Origin of the sequence: Mycobacterium alsense (genome assembly GCF_002086635.1) — a bacterium.
Classification (GTDB): Bacteria; Actinomycetota; Actinomycetes; order Mycobacteriales; family Mycobacteriaceae; genus Mycobacterium; species Mycobacterium alsense.
The window spans coordinates 48504-70878 of record NZ_MVHD01000007.1 but is presented as its reverse complement, the minus strand read 5'-3'; the positions used below and the strand labels follow the sequence as shown (position 1 = coordinate 70878).

Below are 22375 nucleotides of genomic sequence, written 5' to 3'. Positions count from 1 at the left end.
GCGCTCTTTTACTGGGCCGCGCCTCCGGGTCGAAATACACGACCGCACCGATGGACAATTATCTTCTGGGAACGTCGAAGAGAACAGGCAGAGCAGTAGGCGACCGGAATACCTGCCCGCGGATGTGGGGATCATCGGCATCAGGGTCGAGACGGAGGTTGTCGAGGCGATCGAGCAACAGGTTCACCGCGACCCGCATTTCCATGCGAGCCAGGTGCATTCCCAGGCAGACGTGTGCGCCGTAGCCCCATGAGATCGGCGTCCGCGGCTCGCGGAAGATGTCGAAACGATCGGGATTGTCATAGCGGGTTTCGTCGCGGTTGGCGGCGCCGAGCATCGGCATCACTGAGCAGCCGGCTGGGATCTGCACACCGCCCAGTTCCGTGTCGCGTGTGGTGACCCGGGTGATTGATAGGAGTGGAGCTTCCCAGCGCACTGCCTCTTCGATTGCCTGTGGCAGAAGCGATCTGTCAGCACGCACCGCGTCGAGTTGATCGGGGTTCGACAGCAAGCCAAACAGCAGGTTGCCCAGGGACCGGTACGTGGTCTCGACTCCGGCTGGCATCAGCAAATGTAAGAAGCAGTAGATCTCTTCGTCGGACAGTCTCTCGCCGTCGATCTCCGCTTCGGCGAGCCCACTGGTCAGATCGTCGCGAGGGTGTTGGCGGCGATCGGCGAGAATCGGCACGAGGTACTTGCCGAGTTCCTCGGTCGCCTCCGCGGCACGCTGAGGGTTGATGCCGAAGGCTAGCTGCGATATCGACCATCGTTGAAACTGCGCATAGTCTTTTTCGGGCAACCCCAACAGTCCGGCGATGATCTGGGCCGGGTAGGGAAACGTGAACTCGTTCACCAAATCTGCGCTGCCATTGCCGGCGAAGTTGTCGATTAGACTGGTACCCACCCGCGCCACCAGGTCCGATTCCCAGCGCCCCAGCGCCTTTGGTGTGAAGGCTTTGGAAACGAGCGCCCGGTACCTGCCGTGTTCGGGCTCGTCCATTCCGACCATTACGTGTTTGCCGATACCGAAGAAGTCCTTGATGATGGCCGACGAGTAGGTCTCGTTGTCGCGCAACATCTCGTGAATATCCTCGTGTCGATACACCATGAAGACCGGTTTGCCCTCTTCGCCGGGCATCACGGAGAAGTCCAACCGTTGCACCGGTTCGGATTTCCGGATGCGAGCCAGCTCGGTGTAGGGATCGCGTACGTCCCCAGCGACCGCATCGTCGAAGGATCCGAAATCGTCCAGGTCGTCGAACAACTGCATCGTGCAGACTCCTTAATCTTGCTGACAGTCAGGGGGGTTAAGCGACCGAATCGCTTCGTAGAGAACCGAAACGCGGGATTCCCATCGCGACTCGTGTGACTTGCTGAAGAAGCCGATTCGGGAGGAACCGATTGCTGATCAGCAGCATGTGTGCGTCGGGGCCGACGGCGTGACGGGTGAGGGGCGCGGTGTCGTCGAGGGCTTTGGCCAGCCCACGGGCGAACCGCTGTGGCGTTCCTGCGATTCGGATAGCAAGGCGGCCTCGGCGGTCGATGTTGGTGTTGATTGGGCCGTAGGGTCCGTCCAAGCAGCGGTAGTCCTGCACTCCCGCATCGGTGAGAATGTCGGTATCGAATGTCCCCGCCACGAGTATGGTTACGCCGAGACCGAACGGCGCGACCTCGCCGGCCATGGCTTCCGCCCACCGCTCGGATGCACCTTTGACCGCGGAATACGCGGCGATCGTCGGCATTCCGCGCGCACCGCCCTCGCTGGAGATCACCACGATTCGACCGCGACCGGCAGCGCGCATAGACGGCAGTAGGGCCTTGGTCAGTGCAACCGGCCCGAACAGGTTGGTAGTGAAGAGATGTTGCCAGACATCAACGTCCATCTCCTCGACACAGCCGGCTGCCATAATTCCCGCGTTGTGTACAACGGCGTACGGCGCGCCGACTGCGGTTTCGATGCTCTTTGCGGCCGCGTCGATCGATGCCCTATCGGCGAGGTCGAGTTGAATCCCGACCAGCCGAGGGTCGTCCGGCGGTGCACCAGTTGCGTCACAGAGGCGTTCCAGGCCGACGTCCGGGCTCCGCATCGCCCCAACCACGCGCCACCCGAGTCTGTACAAATGAGCGGCGGAGGCCAGCCCGAGTCCGCGTGAAGCCCCTGTGATGACGACGGTGCGCGGCTCACCCATTGTTGTGCTCCGCACAGCGATCACTCTTGGACCCGAGCGTGACCGTCGGACGTCCGTCGGGCTGGAACATCATGTATGTCGACCAGATGCCAGAGGAATAAGGCCCCTTCTGGCCGTTCTCTTCGTAGAAGCCCTGTGGGTCATACACTTTCGCGTCCGGGAACGGCCAGGGGCACGCGACGGACGTCGTGGCACGTGACCACTTCATCAGAGCGAACGCTCCTCCGTAGAACAAATAGAAGACATTCACAATGACCATCATCACCATGAATGAACCGAGAGCCGGGCGGGTGGGGAAGATGCGTGCGCGCTTTGCCAACTTCTCGGACACCGTGCGACCGGTGTCATCTCGGTAGACCAAGATCCCCGCGGGAATCATCACCAGGGTGACCAAGGAGGATTCCCACAGCAGCGGGAACTGATGCGGTGTACCGGTGAAGATGGAGCCGAACGGCATCAGCTGCGAGTAGCTGTACAGACCTGTGCGGATCGCTGCGACTTCGAGAAACATGTCGACGATAAACCCGACCACGAAGATCAAGATGCCAAGACTGATCAGCGGATGGCGCCAGACGAATGAGTCGACCGGCCGTCGAGCCTGAATCTTGCGGAGAGCCCAGGCCGCCGGAAAGTACGGGCCGAATTGGAACATCACGTAGCCGAAGACGATGAACGGCTCGACAGTGGGGGAGAGCGATACCAAAGGCCACGACTCCGGCCAGTGCCACAGTCGCGGGTCGTAAACCGCGTACGGGGCCCAGTTCATAATCGGGTCTTGCCAGACGATGAACGTGGTCACGATCGCCATGAGTATGTATGGGTGCGGGCCATAACGACGCCAGCCCCATACGCAGACCGCGACGATGATGATCATCGCGATGAGGGTGCCAACCTGTTCAACGGCGAGCCAGTGGCGAAAGCCGAGTAGGGGCCTGACGGGACGAGGTATCCCCGTCACTTCCGGATTACCGACCCGCGCGTCGGGATAGTCGCGGGCATTCCATGCCACAGCCGCGATCGCGATGGCACCCAGGGCCCAAAAGACCCAGGTCCAAATATTGCCCTTCCTAGAGCCTGCCGGAACTGTCGTCGTCCCTTTGGACGATGCGGTTGTCTGCTCGGCGGTCACTATCGATCCTCACAATCTCTTGTTTCACTTGCATGTGTGTGATCACGCATTGCCTGCTCTGTCGTCACCGACCGATCCTCACAAATATCTGTCCCGCTGAAAGATTGCAATTGCGTTGTGGGATTTAGCCACTCAGATACACATCGATCATCTCCACCAAGCCGCTTGTGACCGTCGAGTCATCGCTGAGCGGGCCGGCGATAGCTGCACGCGCGGCGACGCGCGGTTCAAGGCCCTCGGCAATCAGGCGGCCGGCCGCGATGAGCACACGCGTCGATGCCACTTCGCGTAGCCGTGCCGTCTCCAGCCGACGAATGGCTTGGGCGAACCGGACCAGCTCGCCAGCCCGCTCCGGCCCGACCCCCGACTCGCACGCAACGACCTTCTCTTCGACATCAACTGGCGGAAACCCAAATTCGATTGAGACCATCCGCTGGCGAGTTGAATCTTTGAGATCTTTCAGCACACTCTGGTAGCCGGGGTTGTACGACACCACCAAGCAGAACCCAGGCGCTGCGTCGAGCGTGACGCCAAGCCGCTCGACCGGCAACTGGCGTCGGTAATCTCCCAGCGGATGCAGTATGACGGTTGTGTCCTGGCGTGCCTCGACGACCTCATCTAGGTAGCAGATCGCACCTTGACGCACCGCACGGGTGAGCGGCCCGTCAACCCACTCAGTCTCGCCGCCGCGCAGCAGGAAGCGGCCCACAAGGTCCGCGGTAGTCAGATCGTCGTGGCACGCGACGGTGATCAGCGGTCGGTCGAGATCGTGGGCCATTGCCTCGACGAACCGCGTCTTCCCACACCCAGTCGGGCCCTTCAAAAGGATCGACAAACCCTGGCGATAAGCAGCTTTGAACACCCGTTCTTCGTCGCTTACAGGGACGTAGTACGGACGGGTGTCGACTTTCACACCATCAGTCAGCGTCATCTACCCCGCCAAATGTCCGCATGTTTCCGTGACGCCCGGCGCGAACGATGTCAGGCCGATTCCCTTGTAGTGATTGATAACTCGCGCGTAGGCGCACTTGGGCCGCGCAAGCGGCGCGTCGGTAAGGCCACGGGGCAACCAGCGGTAGGCGATCTGCAGGAGCCTGGTCAGGACCGCAAATTCCAGCTCATGGCGGCGTGTCCACCGCATCGGAAGTATCGCCCGCACAAGGGGGTGCATGATGCCGAACCCCAGGATTGCGGCAACATGACCTCCGAGTGGTCCTAGCAGTCTCCACAGCGGTTCGGTGAGAACAGACATTTGCTCGGGTCGCCGCGGCCGCCGCAGGGCATTCACGACGATGTCGAGAGCCTGTGTGTGCGTGAGCTTCTCGGTCGCCATCTCGTCGTAATACGCGGATAGCTCGTCATAGCGATCTGCCAGTTGTCGTGCACGACCCGGCATCTGTAGATCTTCGGTTAGCACCCGGTACCGGTCCCAGATTGCCTGGTTGTCAGCGGCGCTGAGCTTTTCCCCGGTCATCGCCATGAAGGCCCCGCGGTACATGAAGAAGATGCTGATCAGATTCCAATTCCACGGCTCGGGACTCATCGCGCTGTAGCGAACTCCGTCGGGCCCGACGCCCTTGATGTCGCGGTGCAGGCGCACGAGACGTTGCATCTCTTCGCGACGATCGACATCGTTAGCGACAAACGTGAGTTGAAAGGATGCGGCCGTGCGACGCCCGCGCGCAAACGGGTCTTTTCGAATCCGCCCTGTATCTACTAGGGATGCCGACACGGCCGGCAGCATCATTTCGTCGAAGAGGGCTGAGGCGAACAGCACAAGGAAGCGCGATCCCATCGTGCGCTCGAACCGATCAGCCACCGAGCCGGCGCATTGGTACCCGGAGTCGCCGATAAGGACAGGGTTGACCTCGCCGATCGCACCGACCGACATCAGCACCTCCTAGGCCCTGGTTCTGGTGCATGTCGGCCCCAGAAGTTATTGTGGTGCCAGACTGCACCAAAAACGTGGTTAGGTCAAGAGAAGATGAGGCACAATGCGGTCGATGGCTAGTGCGACTCGCAGCTACGGCGGCATCACGGCCGAGGAGCGCCGCGCTACTCGGCGCGGCGCCCTGGTCGAGGCTGCGCTCGATCTGTTTGCCGAAGGTGGCGTCCGAGCCGTCTCGAAACGTGCGGTTTGCGCACGCGCACGCCTCAATGATCGCTATTTCTACGAGCATTTCACCGACTCAGATGCGTTGCTAGAAGCTATCGTGCGGGATCTCACCGCGTTGGGATTGGAGGCCGTGGGCGCCGCCACACGTGAGGCCCCGGCTGACATTCGAGCGCAGATTCGCATCACTGCGGACGCGGCTCTCGAATTTCTGACCGCCGACCCCCGGCTCGCAAAATTACTGATCGGGTCCAACACCTCCGACGCCCTACAGCGCGCCCGCTTGGAAAGCACCCGCGCGATCGCCGCCGCGATGTCCGCAGGCACCAGGGAACTTCTCGGTCACAACGCCGCCAGCCAGCTCAACACCGATCTTGCTGCTTTTGCAGTCGTGAGCGGTGCAATTGAGGTGACCACTGCATGGCTACGCGGTGAGTTCGACACAAGCCGCGAACACGTCGCTGACCTTGTCGCCGGCTTGCTGTTGGCCACGGCTGACATCTCCACAGCACTCCCCGAATCGGTGAGCCAGCCCAGATAGCCGCGTGATGTGAAGAAAAAGATCGTATTGGTGTGTGGTCCGTTCGAGTTGGAGGTTTCCCCGTGTCTAATCCCGTTGATGTGGTCCGCGAGTTCTGCGCCCTGATGGAACGTCGCGATCCCGACGCTCTGCGCCCGCTGCTGGCTGACAACGCCGTCTATCAAAATGTCGGTATGCCGGCCTGCACCGGCGTCGATGCCATCGTGGAGAACTTGGGTGCCCAGTTCTCGATGTTTCCCGACGCTTATGCATTCGAAATCGTCAACATCGCCAATAACGGTTCAGTCGTTCTGACCGAACGCCTCGACTACATCCAGACCCCCGATGGAGCCAAGCCGGCCATTCCGGTGATGGGAACTTTCGTGGTCGGAGATGACGGCAAGATCACCAGGTGGACCGACTACTTCGATCTCAACCTCACAATCAAACTCCTTCAAGGTGAAGACATCAGCGCGCTGGTTCCATCCGCGTCTGCGACATGAACGATGAGCGACGGCGTTTCGCAAAGCTGGGATATAACAACAAATCTCGGAGCAACCGCACTCACTGTTGCTGCCCAGCGGGCTGCTGAGGACTGCACAACAAAAACCGCTTGTCCGCGACGAGTTCGCCGCGATGATGAGCTTGGACGACGCACCGCAATACTCGGGGTCCTGCGTCGTCCCGCGACGAGCGATTGAATCAGTCCGTTCAGTCGGTTTTCGTCAACACCAATGCTGCTTCGTTGTAGGGAAACAGACGGTAGAACAGTCGGGGTGCCGGCGTGACAAGGGGCGCGGCCTCAGCCTTACTGACGATGTGCGGGCTGCCCAACGCGAGGGCGTTGCCCCGCTTGTGCAGTACGGTCGGCCCGCCGGCCAATACGTTTTTGAGCCAGTCCGTTTCAGGCCCGTAGCCGATGAGAATGACGAAGCCCTCCCGGGTCTTGAATACCAAGAGGGGCGTTCGATAATGCCTGCCTGACTTGCGCCCGGTGTGCTCGAGCGTGCCTAGGCATGGAAGCCACGGTGTGAGCGAGCGAGCCACAGGATTAGTGACACGGCGATTGAACTGTGCGACAGCACGAGGCACTCGCATGAAATCCTTTCTCACCACATGCAGTTCTGGTCCACCCGGGAAGACTGTAGTGGGCTTGGCGCGAAACCTACGTCGCCGGAACCTCTTTGGGCCGATCCCATAACGGCTCGCCCAATTTGGCACGTATTTTCCCCCACGGGTCCGCGTACTGACCCGGTGCGTTCCGATACGGCGACCGGCGCGCCATGACCACTCGCACTAGCGGGGCCATGAGCGGGCCCGGATAGCGCAACAATCGGTACTTCTTCGACAATTCGGCCCGCAGTTCGGGCCACGAGTGGTTCTGGAACTGCAACGCCTCTTGGGCGCGGGTGGTGTCCATCCAGTCGGTGACGAACCAATCGTCGTCGCTGTTCGGATCCCCGGGCCGGCCCGGTGGCATGGCGCCCGGTAGACCCAAAGCCGCGACGAGGTCTGAGGTGACCTCGGCGTAGGTCAATCGGTGGGAATCGTCGCCGCCGATCAGCAGGATCTCGCGAGCGACGTCGGCGGTGGTCGCCGCGGCCAACGCCCAGGCGACGTCGCGAACATCGACTGTCTGCACCCGACCGTCGCTGGGCACCACGGATTGCAGGTACGCCATGTCGGCGCTGACCGGTAGCGCCCCCAGGTCCGGGCCGACCACGGCCCCCAAACGCAGGACCACCCAATCCAGCGTCGATCCCCGCACAATCTCCTCGCCCTCAGACTTCTGTCCGCTGTAGACGTCGTAGGGTCGCATCGGATCCTCCGCCCTCAGAGGCGGGGTCGTGCGGTGCGGGTTACGGGGACCCATCACGGTAATGCTCGACGCGTGGACGAATCGCGGTGGCTTCTGTTGCCCCTCGGCGACGCGAACCAGATTTGCAGTCGCGTCCACGTTCACCCGTCGCGCGACTTTGGGTATCGGGTAGATCGCCGGTGCGATGATCGCTGCGAGATGGATGATCGCGTCCGGGGCGATCTCGGAGACGAGACGTTGCACCTGCTCGGAATCGGTGAGGTCGGCCCACCGGAACTCGACGCCGCGCGGTAGTTTCTGAGCCGCCTTCCGGTTGGCGGGCGTATCGAGGTCCGTCGCCACCACGCGGCGGTCGAGTTCGACCAGTCTCCGGACGGTTGCCGATCCCACCAGGCCGAAGCCGCCGGTGACGAGGACAGTTCCATTCAGCTCAGTGCTCATGGATTATTACTCCTCGAATATTGCGGCCGGCGAGCATGTCGTCGTAGGCCTCATTGATGTCGTTGAGCTTGTACTCGGTGGTGACGGTTTCGTCGAGCAAAAGCTTGCCGCTTCGGTACAGGCTTATGAGCCGAGGGATGTCGGCCCGCGGGTTGGCTTCGCCGTACAGGCTGCCCAGGAGGCGCTTTTGGAACAGCGTGAACAACGTCAGCGGCAGCGTCGGCGTCACGTCGGACATCGATGCCAGGGCGGTGACCACCACGGCACCGCCCTTCCGCACCGCATTGAGCGCGTCGTTGATCATCGGCCCTTCGAGCACGCCTGGCGTCAGGATCGCCGAGTCGGCCATGACTCCACGCGTGATCTCGCCAACTAACTGCGTTGCTTCCTCCATCGAGGTGGCAAACTGAGTGGCTCCGAACTGAAACGCTTTGTCGCGCTTGCTCGGCTCAATATCGACCACGACGATGTGCTCCGCTCCCGCCAGCCGCGCGCCCTGAATGGCGCCGCTGCCGATCCCTCCGCAGCCCAACACGATCACCACGTCGCCGGGACTGATATTCGCGGTATTGACGGCCGAACCCCAGCCGGTGGTTACGCCGCAGCCGAGAAGACATGCGCGCGATAGCGGCACATCGTTGTCGATCTTGACTACTGAGGCTTCCGATAACACGCCCCATTGCGCGAAGCTGCCGACACCTGACAGAGCTCCGATGCCCCGTCCTTTGGCTCGGCGCCGAAAGGTACCGTCGGCTTGAACTCCGGCGAGGATGATCGCCCCGTAATCACAGAGGTTTTGACGGCCGGTGGCGCACCAGCGGCAGCGGCCGCACGCCGGCAGGAAAGATGTGACCACGTGGTCTCCCACCGCTACATCGCGCACTCCCGGGCCAACCTCTTGAACGACGCCCGCCCCTTCGTGTCCACCTATCAAGGGAAAACTCACCCCGTACATGTCGCCGGTGCGGATGTGGTGGTCGGAATGGCATAGACCGGTGGCTTCGAACTCGACGAGCAGCTCACCTTCCTGCGGCGGATCGAGTTCGATCTCTTCCACCGACCACTTCTCGTTCAGCCCCCAAAGAACTGCTCCCTTGGTCTTCACGGCGACTCCTTGACGATGTGTATGGCACGCTCGGGACAGTTCGCAATCGCGTTGTGCGCCCGGTCTTCCCATCCTGGGGGAACATTTTCCATGGTGACGAAGGCGTACCCTTCGTCATCGATGTCGAACAATTCGGGATACGTTGCGTGACAACGGCTGTGGCCCTGGCACATTTCCCTGTCGACATGAAGTTTCACGTTGTCTAATCCAATCCGCCCGGCCTGGTTCCGATGACTCCTTTTTCTGTGAGCACTGCGATGGATGCGGCGTCGAGGCCGAGTAGGTCGCCGAGGATGCTCGCGTTGTGCTGCCCCAATGTCGGCGCTGCTGATCGATACCACTTGTCGACGCTGCGGTACTTGAAGGGAATTGCCGGCACATGGTGCCGTCCGACGACGGGATGGTCGAGGCTCTCGAAAACGCCTCGTGCGGCCAGCTGAGGGTGCATCGAACCGACCCTGGCGTCTTTCAAATCCGCGGCAGGAACACCATATTCAACGAGTAACTCTGCCGCGGCCGCGGAATCGTGGTCGCCGGCCCATTGCTCGAGATGCTTGTCGATAACATCGTGTGCCCGCACACGCCCTTCGTGACTGTCCAGCGTGGAGTCATTCGCCCAATCCGGTTCACCCAGAGCCGACTTCAATAGGCCCCATTGCTCGTCCGTGGCGACCGAAATCGCCAGCCACCGCTCGGTCCCCGCGCATTGATAGAGCCCTTGTGGGGCGGCGTCACGGCTGCGATTTCCCAGTCGCGATATCAGATTCCCGTAGGCGGTGAATTCGACAACCTGCTCGGCGGCCGCGTTGAGCGCGGACTCAACCATCGATACTTCGATGAAGCACCCCTGGCCGGTCTCGTCGCGTCGCCGGAGTCCCGCGAGCATGGCGAAAGCGGAATGCATTCCCGCCAGTGGGTCACACGGGCCGCGAGGGATTCGCGGCTGGTCGTACACGTGGCCGGTCACCCACGCCATTCCGGTCATCTGTTCCATCGTTTGCGCGAAACCCACGTTGTTGCGCCATGGTCCGTCCAGCCCGAACGCAGGCATACGGACCATCACTAGTCGAGGGTTCCGCTCGCTGACGGCCTCCCACGTGATGGCGAAATTGTCGAAGACGCGGGGCGAGAAGTTCTCGACCAGAATGTCCGAGCATTCGACGAGTCCGAACAACAGCTCCCGTCCTTCGGGTGAGGACAGGTCCAGAGTGAGTCCTCGCTTGTTGGCGTTGGTCGCCAGGTACATCCCCGACCGCTCCCACCACTGAGGCTGATTGGCGAACGCTGCGGCCGCCATCCGTGCGCCGTCAGGGTGGTCCGTCGACTCCAGGTGGATGACGTCAGCGCCTAGCGCGGCGAGAATGTGGGTGGAGGAGGGGCCCGCCCACCATACTGTCGCGTCGATGATCCGTACGCCCTCCAGCGGAAGTCTCGGTGCACGGTCGGCAGCGGTCGCAATCCTGTTGTGGGCGCCGGCTATTGCCAATTCGCCGAGTGGAGGAGCACCGGCGGTTGGGGCGGGCCGCTCGCCATTGATCTGGTAGGGCGCCAGCGGGTGGGTAAAGCTGCCGTCGGCGTACGTGGCCCACACGCCGCGCGCCGCGAACTGAGGGTGGTCCAACACGGTCTGGCCATTGTTGACTGGTGAGACGGGGATCCGCAGATCGGAGGCCAACGCGACGATCTCGTCGGTGGAACGTCGCGTCGTCCATTCCCGCACCATCTGATTCCACTCCTCGCGGCGCTCCCACCGCGTCGTGGCGACTGCCCAGGCTTGGTCCTCATCGAGCAGGTCCAGTCGGCCGATCATTGCCAGGAACGACTCGAATTGTTGCCGGGTATTGGTGTTGAAGCCCACCCATCCGTCCGCGGTCGGTTCGATGGAAGGGATTTCAACCTGTCGCGCCGGCGCGGTCAAAGGGGGGCGACCGGCCAGCTCGTGGTAGAGCTCAGCGAATCCGCTGGCGCTGAGGTGACACGTCTCCAACAGCGAGCAGTCGATGATTTCACCCGGTCCGCCGAGTTGAGCCCGACGCAAAGCGGCAAGCGCCCCGACGGCGGCATAACTGGCCATGACCCATTCGAAGACCCGACCGCCCGCTTGAATGGGCGGTTGGTCCGGACGACCCCGCAGCGCCAGGGTGCCGCTCTCGGCCTGAATCGTGAACTCCGTCGAGGGTCGGTCCCGGTACGGTCCGGTCAACCCGTAGGCAGACAACGCCACGATCACCAGATGCGGCGCACGCCGTAGGAGGGCCTCATGGTCGAGCGCCCCAGGGCCCAGAGAATCAACGAACACATCGGCGGAAACGATCAGCGCCTCCAGGTCGGGCAGCGAAGTGCCAACGACCGAACGCTTGCCGGCGTTCAAAAAATTGAACAGCGCGCCGTCTTCGCTTCGATCACCAGACGTTCTGCGGCGGAACGGATCCCCGTCTGGGGTTTCTATCTTGATGACCTCTGCTCCGAGGTCGGCAAACAACTTGGTGCAGTACGGACCGGTGATTTCAGTCGCCCGCTCGACAACGCGAACCCCACGCAGGGGGTTCATCGCTGTGCGACTTTCCGAGTCAATGTTGTCGAAAGTGAGTTACTCGCGCCGCTGAGTGCACACACGCCACCTTCTGTCCTCACGCTCGTACCGATCGAGCAGGGGTGCTCTGCATCCGCATGGCTGCGCCCTGGCTGGGAACGACGCTAGCGACGAGAAAGCTAGGGTGTCAAGTGTGACTCGATAACTTTGGTCGCGCGCGGGGTTCGCCGGAGCCTTAGTCGGCAGCACGCACCTTACGGGCCCGCGCGAGGCGCTCGCCTCGGTTGGCGGGCGGCTTCGAAGTTGACGTGCTTACGCCTCTGGCGAGGATCTGCGAACCTAGTTCGATCTGCGCGCGGATGTCTGACTCGCCCGTACCAAACCAGCGAGGTCCGAGGCTCGTTGTGAAGATGATGAAATTAGCCAGCAGTTCGGCGAACAGGTTGGCGTCGACGTCGGCCCTGATCTGTCCCGCGGCTTGGTAGTGGCGAACGCCTTCGGCGATAACGGCCGTACGACGTGCGTGATTGGGTTGCAGCACCCGCAGCGAGAAGTCCGGATCTGATAACGCCCGACCGGAGATGTCCCAGCCGGGAACACCGCTGTCCCGGTCATCGATCCTTAGTCTCGCAAAGAAAAGCTGCTCGATGTACTCCTCGAAGCGGGCAGGCAGGGCCGCCACGACTCGCTCTTCGGCCTCACTGACGAGGTCCGCGATCTGTCGAGAAACGATTTGCTCGAAGATGCCTCGCTTGTCCCCGAAGTAGTGGAACAGCATTGCCTCCGAGCAGTCGGCGCGACGAGCGATCTCTTTTGTCGCCGCGGCCGCGTATCCCGCTTCGGCAAAGACCTCAGCAGCCGCTTCAAGGAGGGCTCGTTGTTTGCCGTCCTTATCGCGAACTCGCCGCCGCGCGCCTGCAGTCATCACACATACTTTAGCGAGCACCCTTCGACTGAGGGAAAACTCGCACGCGCGCCGTTCCACGCCGGCGCGCGGATCGTAGGCTTGCTCAGGTAGTTATCGAGTGCGACTTGACCTCCCTGTAGCCGACGATTTACTGTGCTGCCAAAGCTAATTTCGGCGTGTGCGAGAAATCCGAGGGCCGGCGCAGATGGCACGTGGACGGTGGCACGATTGCGGTGTAGCTGCAATGTGGACGGTCCCTCGGTGGAGGCTGTCTGTCCGGGCTGACCGCTGGCGTTGTCCCGGGGTCGGGATGCCCGCGTCCGGGTGCGGAAGGGACTACCCATGGTGAGCAAATCACCGGAGGAACACGCCCGGAATTTCGATCTTCGTCACGAGGATTTCAACGACCAAGAATTCCTCTATGAGGTCTACGAAGTGATGCGGGAGAGCGGACCATTCGCTCATCAGGATGTCCCTTTCCTGGGCCCTACGCCGGGGGGCGCGTGGGTCGCGACCCGCTACGACGACTGTTACGAGATCTTGCGTGATTGGCGCGGCTTTTCCAGCAAGCCCGCCGGGGGCAACCCGACCTCGTTTGGCGACATCGTGATCAACTTGGATCCGCCTCGGCAGCAGCAGCTTCGCAAAGTTCTCAACCCATATTTTTCTCCGGGCCGGATGAAGGACCTGGAGCCCCAGGTGCGCGCGATTACCGATGGGTTGATCGACAACTTCATCGAATTGGGCCGCGGCGATCTCGCCGACGTCGCATGGCAGCAACCCGGGATTGTGTTCTTTCGGCATTTGCTCGGCATGCCCGTTGAGGACGTGCCGCTCTACATCGAGGCCGCTGACCTCGGGATCAATGGTGAGAGCGAAGAGGTCCGAATCGGTGCGATGACGAATCTCTACCATCGCGTGCGCGACGAGATCGACAAACGTCGTGGTGAACCGCCGCGTGACGACCTGATCGATGTTTTGCTCGCCGCCGAGATCGACGGCGAGAAGTTGAGCTTCGACGACGCTGTGGCGAATGCGCTTCTGCTGGTGCAAGCGGGGCTTGAAACTACCTCTAGTGCAATGTCGTTCGCCTTCTTCTATCTGGGCACCCATGCTTCGGAGCGCGACCGACTCGTACGCGAACCCGAGTTGATTCCCACGGCGATAGAGGAATTCATTCGGTTCGCCGGTTCGGTCCACGGACTGCATCGCTCAGTCGCGGAAGAGGTTGAAGTAAGCGGCCAGAAGTTTTGTCCGGGTGAGACGGTCGTCGTGAACTATGCGGCCGCCAACCGCGACGCGCGCGAGTTCGACGAGCCGAACAAGTGCATTCTCGACCGGCAGACAAACCGCCACCTCGGGTTCGGAGCCGGCGTCCATCGGTGTCTGGGCTCCAATCTCGCCCGACTCGAGTTTCGGGTCGGCGTCGAACAGACCCTGAATCGCATACCCGACTACTCCATCCCCCCTGGGGCAAAGGTTGATTTTCACGGGAACTCGGTCACTCGGGGCTACCGCGCCCTGCCCGTCGTCTTCACGCCGGGTGCCTGCGTCGGCCGGTGAGAGGTGGCGGACGCTCGCCCATTCAGCTTCGCAGCCAGCGTAATTGTGAGTTTGCAAGGTGGGCTCGGCAAGTTATCGAGTGATACTTGACAGTGCGCCAGAGCCGCTCCTAGCATCAGGTCAGCCGGTAATCGGTATCCGTCTTGCGTGACGACGCTCCATGCTGCGCCCGTTGTTCGCTCGCCAGGCCCGATGGACCGGTTCGGTGATATCGGGAGGAACCCGTGGACAAGCAAGATCTTCAATGGATGATCTCCGTCGATGACCACATCATCGAGCCACCGAACGTATGGGTCGACCGCGCATCGGCCGCCGACCGCGATCGCGTGCCACACGTCGAGCGCATCGACGGCGTCGATACGTGGATCTACGACCAAGCGCGCGCGTCGGTGATGGGCATATTGGTCGCCGCTCACCAAAGGCCGGCCGAGTATTCCCCGCTGCCAGTGAATTACGACGAGATGCCCCGCGCATACTTCGACCCGGTGGCCCGCATCCCCGACATGGACGAGGATCACGTGATCGCGGGACTGAACTTTCCGTTCTTCCCCCGGTTCTGCGGTCAGATGTTCGCCCACCTCGGTGACCGCGACCTGGGTCTCAAGTGCGTGCAGGCCTACAACGACTTCGTCATCGATGAGTGGTGCGCGTCGGCGCCCGGTCGCTACATCCCCATGGTCATCGTTCCGCTGTGGGATACCCGACTGGCCGTCGAGGAGACGCTACGGTGCGCCGGCAAGGGCGCCAAAGCCATCGCCTTCTCGGAGAACATGCACCCGCTGGGATTTCCGTCGATCCATTCGGGAGCATGGGACGATTTCTTCGCGGTGGTGAACGAGACCAAGATGCCGCTGTGCACACACATCGGATCTTCCTCGGTCAGCCCGACGACATCTCCTGACGCACCTTTTGGCGTTCAGGCGGTCAACATCAACCTCAATCTGGCGAACTCAACCACCGACTGGCTCTTCTCGGGCAAGCTGCAGAAGTACCCCAATCTGAAGATCGTGCTGGCCGAGGGCGGCATCGGCTGGATCCCCTACCTCATCGAGCGCGCCGAACATGTCGCCGCCGACTACCAGTACCTGCGCGCCAACAACTGGGCGGTTGACCCGGCCACGATGCGCTTGACCCCGGTGCCCACCGACCCCGACATTTTCCCGGAGTCACCCCGCCAGCTCTTCCACGACCACATGTACGGCTGCTTCATCGAGGATGACTTCGGGGCGGCTAACCTCGACTCCATCGGCGTCGACAATGTGATGATCGAAACGGATTATCCGCACACCGACAGCCTCTGGCCCAACTCCCTTCAGGCCGCTCACAAGGCGCTCGACGGTCGGTCCGACCTCGACAAGTACAAGGTGCTGCAGGGTAATGCTCGCCGGGTCTTCGACTTTGAGCCCGCCGCGTATCCGACGCTGACGTAGCAACGGTTTCAATGGCTGACGGATTCGTTTGATGCGGGAATACCAGAGCTTCATCGACGGTAAGTGGTTGAGCGACAACGCCGTCGGCACAATCGATGTCATCGATCCGGCCACCGAGGAGTTGATCGGACGAGTCGTCGACGGTGGACCAAAGCAAGCGGTAATGGCGATCGAGGCCGCCCGGCGAGCTTTCGACGAAGGTCCGTGGCCGTGGATGTCCGTCCGGGAGCGGGCGAAGATCATCAAGCGATTCGCCGAGATCCTCGATGCGCGCAAAGCGGAGCTTCGGGAGCTAGTCGTCGCCGAGATCGGCTCGACCGGCTTCATCACCGACCTGATTCAGGTTGGCGGCGCCATCGAGGCGGCCCACTACTACGGCGAGTTCGTCGAACACGATGTGACGTGGGTGGAGACACCGGGCGGCCCCATAGTTTCGCCGACCGGCCTGGGCGGCGTGGCGGTGGTTCGCGAACCGGTCGGGGTGGTCGGCGTCATCACGCCGTTCAACTTTCCTTTCTCAATCAACATTCAAAAGTGCCTGGCCGCATTGGCCGTCGGCTGCACTGTGGTACTGAAGCCCCACCCATGGACTCCGATGAACGCGTTGGAGCTGGCCAAGGTCAGCGAGGAGGCCGGCCTTCCGCCCGGTGTGTTCAATGTGGTCGTGGGCGGTGCCGACGTGGGAGAGGAGCTGTGTACGCACCGAGGCGTCGACATGATCGGGTTCACCGGTTCGACGGCGACCGGTCGACGCATCCGCGCGCTTTCGGCGGCAACGATGAAACGCGCACAGCTGGAGCTCGGCGGCAAGAGCGCGCATATTGTTCTCGACGATGTCAACGAAAGTGAGGTTGCGGGAATAGGATTCGGCCAGGTGCTGATGCATGCCGGACAGGCATGCACCGTGACGTCGCGACTTCTGTTGCCCGAGCACCTGCTCGAAGCGTATGTCGAGGGCCTCAACGCCATGGCCCCGATGATCACGGTCGGGGACCCGCGTGATCCCGCCACTGTCGTCGGTCCGCTGATCAGGGATCAGCAGCGTCAGCGAGTTGAATCCTTTGTGCAGGCCGGCCTACAAGACGGCGCGCGGCTGGTGGTCGGCGGCAAACGTCCCGAACACCTTCAACGCGGCTTCTACTACGAACCGACGGCATTCGTCGACTGCCGCAGCGACATGCGCTTATGCCAAGAAGAGGTGTTCGGGCCTGTACTGGCGGTGATGACCTACCGCTCCGAAGACGAAGCCATCCGCATCGCGAACGACTCCATCTACGGTCTGGCGGGTCTGGTGATGACCCGCAACGCCGCGAGGGGATTCAACGTCGCCAGGCAGATCCGGACCGGCACCATGATGGTGCAGACTGTCGCACCCGGTGTCGATCTGGGAACTAATCCGGGGGGAGGGCAGGGCCCCGGCTGGTCTTTGCCGGCGCGTGGCATGTTCAACGGCGGGGGGCCGTTCGGTGGGTTCAAGCAAAGTGGTCTTGGCCGAGAGCAGGGTCGCTGGGGCTTCGAGGAGTACACCGAGCTTAAATCGATCACCATGATGTAGCGGGGCACTGCACCTTCGACGACGTGGCGCGCATCCGCGTCGGGACTTGAGGTTGGAAAGGTCGCGTTATGGAACTTCTGAAGGATGTCCGCGTTCTCGAAGTGTCACTGTTCTCGGCGGATGCGCTGGGCGGGCATCTGGCTGACCTCGGCGCAGAGGTGATCAAGGTGGAGCCGCCTGGCGGCGGCGGTTTCCGCGGTGCGGTTTCCGGCGGCGAACTGCAGGACGCGCACTGGAATCGTGGCAAGAAGAGTGTGGCGATCAACCTGAAAACGCCTGAGGGCCAAGAGGGGTTTCGCCGCCTGGCCACGAAATCGGCGGTGGTGATCGACGGACTACGGTACGGAACCGCGCACCGGCTCGGCTTCAGCTACGACGACATCGTCGCAGTCAACCCGACAGTTGTGTACTGCGTGCTCAACGGCATGGGCAGCTATGGGCCCTACACCCGCTTAGCCACACACGGGCTTTCCTTTGACTGTTTCGCCGGCTTAAGCCCGCCGATCATCGATGCGGATGGAACGCCACGCCTTTCGGGGGCGGCGACAGGGACGACAGGTGTTCTGGCGGGACCGCTATACGCAGCGATGGGCGTACTCGCCGCGCTGCACGCCGCCGGACGCGACGGCAAGCCGCAGTACGTTGAAGTAGCGCAGGTCGATGCTGCGATTAACTGGAACTTTCAGCACCTCACAGCGTTGGCGAACGGTCAGCCGGCCTACGGCGAGGGAATCCGCGCTTCGCTTCGCTACCAGTACTACGAAACGAGCGACGGCAACTACCTGGTGTTCAACGCCTTGGAGGACAAGTTCTGGCTGAGATTCTGCGAGTCGCTCGACAGGATGGATCTTTTCGAACCGGGGCGCCGGAAGCCGGGGGAGGATGTCGAGGCAGAGGCTTGGCTGCGCAACGAGTTGACGGCGATCTTCAAGGCCCGCACTCGCAGGGAATGGACCGACTTCTTTATCGCGACTGATATCGCCGGTGCGCCAGCTTTTTTGGGCGCCGATCTGTTCGACGACGACCACACGAAGGCTCGCCGACTCGTCTACGAGCAGACTCAGCCTGACGGGACGTCGCAGCAATTGATTGGAACGTGCATCAAGACCAACCCCGACGAACGATTTGCACCGCCAGCAGCCCCGCGCGTCGGGCAGCATACGGAAGAGTTACTCGGCGCCCTGGCGGGCTACGACGCGGTCGGAATGGAGCGCCTTCGTTCGTCCGGTGCAATCTGAAACACCGGCGCGTTGAAGAGAGTTGCGCAGACGACCTCTGGACTTTTCACAAGTACTCTTGTAGAAATATCTGTGGGTCTCTGATTCCAGACCCGAAAGGATCCCGGATGGGCCTCCGGGCCGGCAAGCCGCGGCCGCGATCCGCCGACTGCTTGCGGGTCAGGGCGGCGGCGCACGCGTGCCAGAAAGAGCAACAACGCCATGAGTTTTCGCGACGACGGCAAGGTATACCTCGAGGTCGGGCTCAACGAGGACGCCAGCAAGCACGAAAACCCTCACGTGCCCCACGGCGCTGAAGAGACCGCCCGCGACGTGGTGGAGTGCATTCAGCATGGAGCCAGCGTGGTCCATTTTCACGCCCGTTACGGCGACGGTCGGCAAGCCTGGACCGACGATGAGGTCTCCCGCACCATCTTGGCCGCGGCGGCCGGTGAGGTCGATCCGCTGGCCTACCCCGGCTACGCGGGCAGCCTCGAACACATCTGGGCGCTGGCCGAGCATCCGCCGACCGGAAACGAGTTATTGCTGGCGCCGTTCGACCCGGCTCAACACGTCAAGGACGTGTTGTGGCTAGAAGACAAAAACCAGTTCAGAGCAGTCCACTTCGGCGCTGATGATACGAACGGCTCACGTCCCCATTACCCGCTCGAACTCGATCGGTTTACCGAGTTGGGACTGGTGCCCAGCATCGCTGTGTTCAACGCCGTCGACTTACGTTGGGTGATCCTCGCAGCCCGCATCGGGATCTTGCGACAGCCATTGAACATCAAGCTGTTCTTCTCCGATCGTTGTGTGTCCCACAGTGAGCCAGCCCCCGACGTCATGGATTTTCTGGTCTCGCGCATCCCCAAGTGGATCGACCACGAAATCGTCGTCGTGCCGTACGCGATGAGTTCCGCCGAACTGTGCCAAGAGCTGTGGGAGCACGCACTGGACCGTGGTCTGGGCATTCGGGTGGGCATCGGGGATTGCCCATCGGTGTTCCGGACGACCACCAATGCCCAGATGGTCGATCGCGCGGTCCACCTCATTACCAAACGTGGACTCGCTGCGGCCACACCGGATGACGTGCGCACCCGCTTCGCTGTGGCCGAAACGGACGAAACCGAGTTGGTGAGGGTGATCGTCAACCGGAATCGCTGTATGGGCTGGGGAGTCTGCTACTCCCATGCACCGGAGGTGTACCAACCCGATTCCGACGGCTACTGCGTCGTCGTCAAGCCCCTCGTCGACAGCGGCCTGCTGGAGCAGGCCATACAGGGCGCGGCGAGCTGCCCCGAGCGGGCGATCCGAGTCGAGTTGTGACAACGTCCTTTCGGTGCCGGCTGATCGCTCGTCGTAGATGAATGGCCCCGCAGTGGCGGCGTGTGCCTCAATTGTCGACCGCGAACAGCCGCCACTCGCCTGCCACACCCTTGAGGGTGTGCTCGCCGCGAGCCGCAAAGCTGAGACCGGACCCGGCGACCAAATCGACGACGGTGCGCGAGACGAGCACCTCACCCGGCCCGGCCGCCGCCGCGACGCGCGCGGCGATGTGGACGGCGATGCCGCTGATGTCGTCGTCGCGCAGCTCGACCTCGCCCGTATGCACGCCCGCCCGCACTTCGAGGCCGAGGCTACGCAGCACGTCGCGGATCGCCATGGCGCACCGGATCGCTCGGGCGGGCCCGTCGAAGCGGGCGAGGAAGCCGTCACCGGTCGTGTTGACTTCACGGCCGCGGAAGCGCTCGAGCTGGCGGCGGACTTGTGCGTCGTGCTTGCCGAGCAGCACCTTCCATCGCTCGTCACCGAGTTCGACCGCCCGCTTTGTGGAGTCGACGATGTCGGTGAACAGCACGGTGGCCAGGACGCGCTCGACCGCAGGCAGCGGCCGGACGCCGGTGAGGAACTCCTCAACCTCGTCGAGCAATGCGTCGGCGTCGCCCGTGAAGAACAGGTGGTCCGCTCCGTCGAGCTCGACGAACTTGGCCCCGGCGATGCAGTCGGCGAGGTAGCGACCCATCTCGACACTGACCATGCGGTCGTCGCGCCGGTGGAGCACCAGCGTCGGGAGCCGGATCGCGGGCAGCACGTCTCGTATGTCCAGCTGCGGGTAGAGCGCGAAGATGTTTCGCACCATGCCCGGGCTGGCGGCCATGCGCTGCAGCCGTGCCCACCACCGCCGCAGGTCGGAGTCGCCTCGCCGGCTCGGAGCCCATCCGCCGAGCGCGACGCCCTCACCCCAGCCCTTGGTACTGAGTTCGACCATCCTCGACAGTTGCTCCTCGGTGACGCCGAGCGGGTAATCGGGCGCTCGGAGCAGCCGGGGGAACGCGCCATATAAAGCCAGCATGTTCACCCGCTCCGGGTGGCTGGCCGTCATCAGCATCGACATCGTGCCGCCCTCGGAAATGCCCAGCAGGTCGGCACTTTCACATCCGGTGGCGTCCATGACGGCGCGCAGGTCGTCGACGGTCTCTTCCAACGTCGGCGCGTGCGTCGCCGGATCCGAGAGGCCGGTGCCTCGCTTGTCGAACGTGATAACGCGACGGAAAGAGGCGAGCCGCGAATAGAAGTGGACGACCGACGGCTCCTCCCACATGATCTCGAGGTGCGAAATGAACCCGGGCGCGACGACGAGGTCGGGGCCCTCCCCGGTCGTGAAGTAGGCGATATTGAGGTCACCGTTTTTGGCATAGCGAATGTCCGGTGGCCTGCCCGCGACGTTCATGGTCGAACACTACGCCCAGTAGGTGCAAAGGACCGCTGAGCGGCGGCTGAGTGGCTGACAAGTCCGGTCGACGTGTCAAAAATCGGCGGTCGGGTATCCCAGCGGGCGTATGACTACCACACGGACACAACCGGACCAGCGCGAACTCGACGACATCCGGCGGATCGTCGACGCCATCTCCGAGGCGTTCGCGTCCAAGATCGTCGGGCAGCGCGACCTGAGGGAGTCGCTGCTGATCGGGCTGCTCACGGGCGGCCATATCCTGCTCGAAAGCGTGCCCGGCCTGGCCAAGACCACCGCCGCCAAGGTGCTCGCCGAATCGATCCACGGCCGCTTCCACCGCATCCAGTGCACGCCCGACCTGCTGCCCAGCGACATCATCGGCACGCAGATCTATGACTCGGCGACCAACTCGTTCGTCACCCAGCTGGGCCCGGTGCACGCCAACATCGTGCTGCTCGACGAGATCAACCGGTCCAGCGCGAAGACCCAGAGCGCCATGCTCGAGGCGATGGAGGAGCGCCAGACCACCATCGCCGGACACGAGCACCCCATTGCGGATCCATTCCTGGTCATCGCCACCCAGAACCCCGTCGACCAGGAAGGCACCTACCCACTGTCGGAGGCGCAGACCGACCGCTTTCTGCTCAAGGAGATCGTGCGCTACCCCTCCCCGCAGGAGGAGGTGGAAGTGATGTCGCGGATCGACGCCGGCGTCTACGACAAGGGCCGGCCCACCCCGCCGGTGGTCAGCCTCGACGACGTGCTGCGCCTGCAGGACGCGGTGCGCCACGTCCACATGGATCGCGCGCTGATGCTTTACGCCAGCCAACTGGTCGACGCGACGCGACATCCCGCGCGGGCGCTGCCCAAGCAGATCGCGCGCCTGATCGAATACGGCGCGAGCCCGCGCGCCACGATCGCGTTCTGCAAGGCGGCCCGGGCGCAGGCGGTGCTGTCCGGGCGCGCGCACGTGCTGCCCGAGGACATCGCGACGCTCGCCCACCGGGTGCTGCGGCACCGACTCATCCTCGGCTTCGAGGCGGCCAGCGCCGACATCACCCCCGAGGTCGTCGTCGACGCCGTGCTGCGGGCCGTCCGGGTCCCCTGAGGCGTCAGAAGG

At 62.7% G+C, this 22375-nt stretch carries 20 protein-coding genes; 8 read left to right on the top strand and 12 right to left on the bottom strand.

Going from position 1 to position 22375, the window contains the following annotated elements; translation table 11 throughout:
* Positions 1 to 58: 58 nt before the first annotated feature.
* The 5 genes from BST11_RS06845 to BST11_RS06825 form a co-directional block, all read right to left on the bottom strand.
* Positions 59 to 1270 (bottom strand): cytochrome P450, encoded by a 1212-nt coding sequence (locus BST11_RS06845; protein WP_068214370.1) that lies wholly within the window; start codon positions 1268 to 1270, stop codon positions 59 to 61.
* A 37-nt stretch (positions 1271 to 1307) separates the two neighbouring features.
* A complete protein-coding gene (locus BST11_RS06840) occupies positions 1308 to 2189 on the bottom strand; it encodes an SDR family oxidoreductase (RefSeq protein WP_083137209.1) in 882 nt (293 codons plus the stop codon).
* On the bottom strand, positions 2182 to 3318 hold the full coding sequence (locus tag BST11_RS06835; protein WP_068214367.1) for a spirocyclase AveC family protein: 1137 nt from the start codon (positions 3316 to 3318) through the stop codon (positions 2182 to 2184). Before BST11_RS06835 ends, BST11_RS06840 begins: the two co-directional genes overlap by 8 nt.
* Positions 3319 to 3442: 124 nt before the next feature.
* A complete protein-coding gene (locus tag BST11_RS06830; RefSeq protein ID WP_068214365.1) occupies positions 3443 to 4249 on the bottom strand; it encodes a CbbQ/NirQ/NorQ/GpvN family protein in 807 nt (268 codons plus the stop codon).
* Positions 4250 to 5209, bottom strand: coding sequence for an oxygenase MpaB family protein (locus BST11_RS06825; protein ID WP_131806043.1), 960 nt, complete (start codon positions 5207 to 5209; stop codon positions 4250 to 4252).
* A 112-nt stretch (positions 5210 to 5321) separates the two neighbouring features.
* Here BST11_RS06825 and BST11_RS06820 point away from each other — a divergent pair, with 112 nt between their 5' ends.
* Together BST11_RS06820 and BST11_RS06815 are read left to right on the top strand one after the other, a co-directional pair.
* On the top strand, positions 5322 to 5972 hold the full coding sequence (locus tag BST11_RS06820; RefSeq protein ID WP_068214408.1) for a TetR/AcrR family transcriptional regulator: 651 nt from the start codon (positions 5322 to 5324) through the stop codon (positions 5970 to 5972).
* A gap of 62 nt (positions 5973 to 6034) precedes the next feature.
* Positions 6035 to 6454: a limonene-1,2-epoxide hydrolase family protein gene (locus BST11_RS06815; protein WP_082958429.1), complete on the top strand. Its 420-nt coding sequence runs from the start codon at positions 6035 to 6037 to the stop codon at positions 6452 to 6454.
* 208 nt (positions 6455 to 6662) lie between these two features.
* Here BST11_RS06815 and BST11_RS06810 read toward each other — a convergent pair whose 3' ends face one another.
* From BST11_RS06810 to BST11_RS06785, 6 genes are all read right to left on the bottom strand, one after another.
* Entirely contained in the window at positions 6663 to 7049 is a 387-nt protein-coding gene (locus tag BST11_RS06810) for a nitroreductase family deazaflavin-dependent oxidoreductase (RefSeq protein WP_083137258.1), read from the bottom strand.
* 67 nt (positions 7050 to 7116) lie between these two features.
* Positions 7117 to 8199, bottom strand: coding sequence for an NAD-dependent epimerase/dehydratase family protein (locus tag BST11_RS06805; RefSeq protein ID WP_068214403.1), 1083 nt, complete (start codon positions 8197 to 8199; stop codon positions 7117 to 7119).
* A 1-nt stretch (position 8200) separates the two neighbouring features.
* Positions 8201 to 9316, bottom strand: a complete 1116-nt coding sequence (locus BST11_RS06800; RefSeq protein WP_083137208.1) for an NDMA-dependent alcohol dehydrogenase — start codon at positions 9314 to 9316, stop codon at positions 8201 to 8203.
* Positions 9313 to 9513, bottom strand: coding sequence for a ferredoxin (locus BST11_RS06795; RefSeq protein WP_082958428.1), 201 nt, complete (start codon positions 9511 to 9513; stop codon positions 9313 to 9315). Before BST11_RS06795 ends, BST11_RS06800 begins: the two co-directional genes overlap by 4 nt.
* A 5-nt stretch (positions 9514 to 9518) precedes the next feature.
* Positions 9519 to 11867, bottom strand: a complete 2349-nt coding sequence (locus BST11_RS06790; RefSeq protein WP_083137207.1) for a CaiB/BaiF CoA transferase family protein — start codon at positions 11865 to 11867, stop codon at positions 9519 to 9521.
* Positions 11868 to 12084: 217 nt separating this feature from the next.
* On the bottom strand, positions 12085 to 12774 hold the full coding sequence (locus BST11_RS06785; protein ID WP_068214359.1) for a TetR/AcrR family transcriptional regulator: 690 nt from the start codon (positions 12772 to 12774) through the stop codon (positions 12085 to 12087).
* A 324-nt stretch (positions 12775 to 13098) separates the two neighbouring features.
* Between BST11_RS06785 and BST11_RS06780 the strand changes: the two genes are divergently transcribed.
* The 5 genes from BST11_RS06780 to BST11_RS06760 all read left to right on the top strand — a co-directional run bounded on the left by BST11_RS06780 (position 13099) and on the right by BST11_RS06760 (position 19847).
* Entirely contained in the window at positions 13099 to 14319 is a 1221-nt protein-coding gene (locus BST11_RS06780) for a cytochrome P450 (protein WP_207544293.1), read from the top strand.
* A gap of 248 nt (positions 14320 to 14567) precedes the next feature.
* On the top strand, positions 14568 to 15749 hold the full coding sequence (locus BST11_RS06775) for an amidohydrolase family protein (RefSeq protein ID WP_068214399.1): 1182 nt from the start codon (positions 14568 to 14570) through the stop codon (positions 15747 to 15749).
* 31 nt (positions 15750 to 15780) lie between these two features.
* Complete coding sequence (locus BST11_RS06770; protein WP_083137206.1) at positions 15781 to 17304, top strand: aldehyde dehydrogenase family protein; 1524 nt, start codon at positions 15781 to 15783, stop codon at positions 17302 to 17304.
* A gap of 68 nt (positions 17305 to 17372) precedes the next feature.
* A complete protein-coding gene (locus tag BST11_RS06765) occupies positions 17373 to 18542 on the top strand; it encodes a CaiB/BaiF CoA transferase family protein (protein WP_083137205.1) in 1170 nt (389 codons plus the stop codon).
* A 201-nt stretch (positions 18543 to 18743) separates the two neighbouring features.
* A complete protein-coding gene (locus BST11_RS06760; RefSeq protein ID WP_083137204.1) occupies positions 18744 to 19847 on the top strand; it encodes a 3-keto-5-aminohexanoate cleavage protein in 1104 nt (367 codons plus the stop codon).
* Between the two features lie 67 nt (positions 19848 to 19914).
* Here the strand turns inward: BST11_RS06760 and BST11_RS06755 are convergent, their stop codons facing one another.
* Complete coding sequence (locus BST11_RS06755; protein WP_068206868.1) at positions 19915 to 21252, bottom strand: adenylate/guanylate cyclase domain-containing protein; 1338 nt, start codon at positions 21250 to 21252, stop codon at positions 19915 to 19917.
* 109 nt (positions 21253 to 21361) lie between these two features.
* Here BST11_RS06755 and BST11_RS06750 point away from each other — a divergent pair, with 109 nt between their 5' ends.
* Positions 21362 to 22363 (top strand): AAA family ATPase, encoded by a 1002-nt coding sequence (locus tag BST11_RS06750; RefSeq protein WP_083137203.1) that lies wholly within the window; start codon positions 21362 to 21364, stop codon positions 22361 to 22363.
* The last annotated feature ends 12 nt before the right edge of the window (positions 22364 to 22375 follow it).

Bases quoted from the DNA above. Each gene is read 5' to 3' on its own strand.
- BST11_RS06845 (WP_068214370.1), bottom strand. From the start codon at position 1,270: ATGCAGTTGTTCGACGACCTGGACGATTTCGGATCCTTCGACGATGCG.
- BST11_RS06840 (WP_083137209.1), bottom strand. From the start codon at position 2,189: ATGGGTGAGCCGCGCACCGTCGTCATCACAGGGGCTTCACGCGGACTC.
- BST11_RS06830 (WP_068214365.1), bottom strand. From the start codon at position 4,249: ATGACGCTGACTGATGGTGTGAAAGTCGACACCCGTCCGTACTACGTC.
- BST11_RS06825 (WP_131806043.1), bottom strand. From the start codon at position 5,209: ATGTCGGTCGGTGCGATCGGCGAGGTCAACCCTGTCCTTATCGGCGAC.
- BST11_RS06820 (WP_068214408.1), top strand. From the start codon at position 5,322: ATGGCTAGTGCGACTCGCAGCTACGGCGGCATCACGGCCGAGGAGCGC.
- BST11_RS06810 (WP_083137258.1), bottom strand. From the start codon at position 7,049: ATGCGAGTGCCTCGTGCTGTCGCACAGTTCAATCGCCGTGTCACTAAT.
- BST11_RS06790 (WP_083137207.1), bottom strand. From the start codon at position 11,867: ATGAACCCCCTGCGTGGGGTTCGCGTTGTCGAGCGGGCGACTGAAATC.
- BST11_RS06785 (WP_068214359.1), bottom strand. From the start codon at position 12,774: ATGACTGCAGGCGCGCGGCGGCGAGTTCGCGATAAGGACGGCAAACAA.
- BST11_RS06780 (WP_207544293.1), top strand. From the start codon at position 13,099: ATGGTGAGCAAATCACCGGAGGAACACGCCCGGAATTTCGATCTTCGT.
- BST11_RS06775 (WP_068214399.1), top strand. From the start codon at position 14,568: ATGATCTCCGTCGATGACCACATCATCGAGCCACCGAACGTATGGGTC.
- BST11_RS06770 (WP_083137206.1), top strand. From the start codon at position 15,781: ATGCGGGAATACCAGAGCTTCATCGACGGTAAGTGGTTGAGCGACAAC.
- BST11_RS06765 (WP_083137205.1), top strand. From the start codon at position 17,373: ATGGAACTTCTGAAGGATGTCCGCGTTCTCGAAGTGTCACTGTTCTCG.
- BST11_RS06760 (WP_083137204.1), top strand. From the start codon at position 18,744: ATGAGTTTTCGCGACGACGGCAAGGTATACCTCGAGGTCGGGCTCAAC.
- BST11_RS06755 (WP_068206868.1), bottom strand. From the start codon at position 21,252: ATGAACGTCGCGGGCAGGCCACCGGACATTCGCTATGCCAAAAACGGT.
- BST11_RS06750 (WP_083137203.1), top strand. From the start codon at position 21,362: ATGACTACCACACGGACACAACCGGACCAGCGCGAACTCGACGACATC.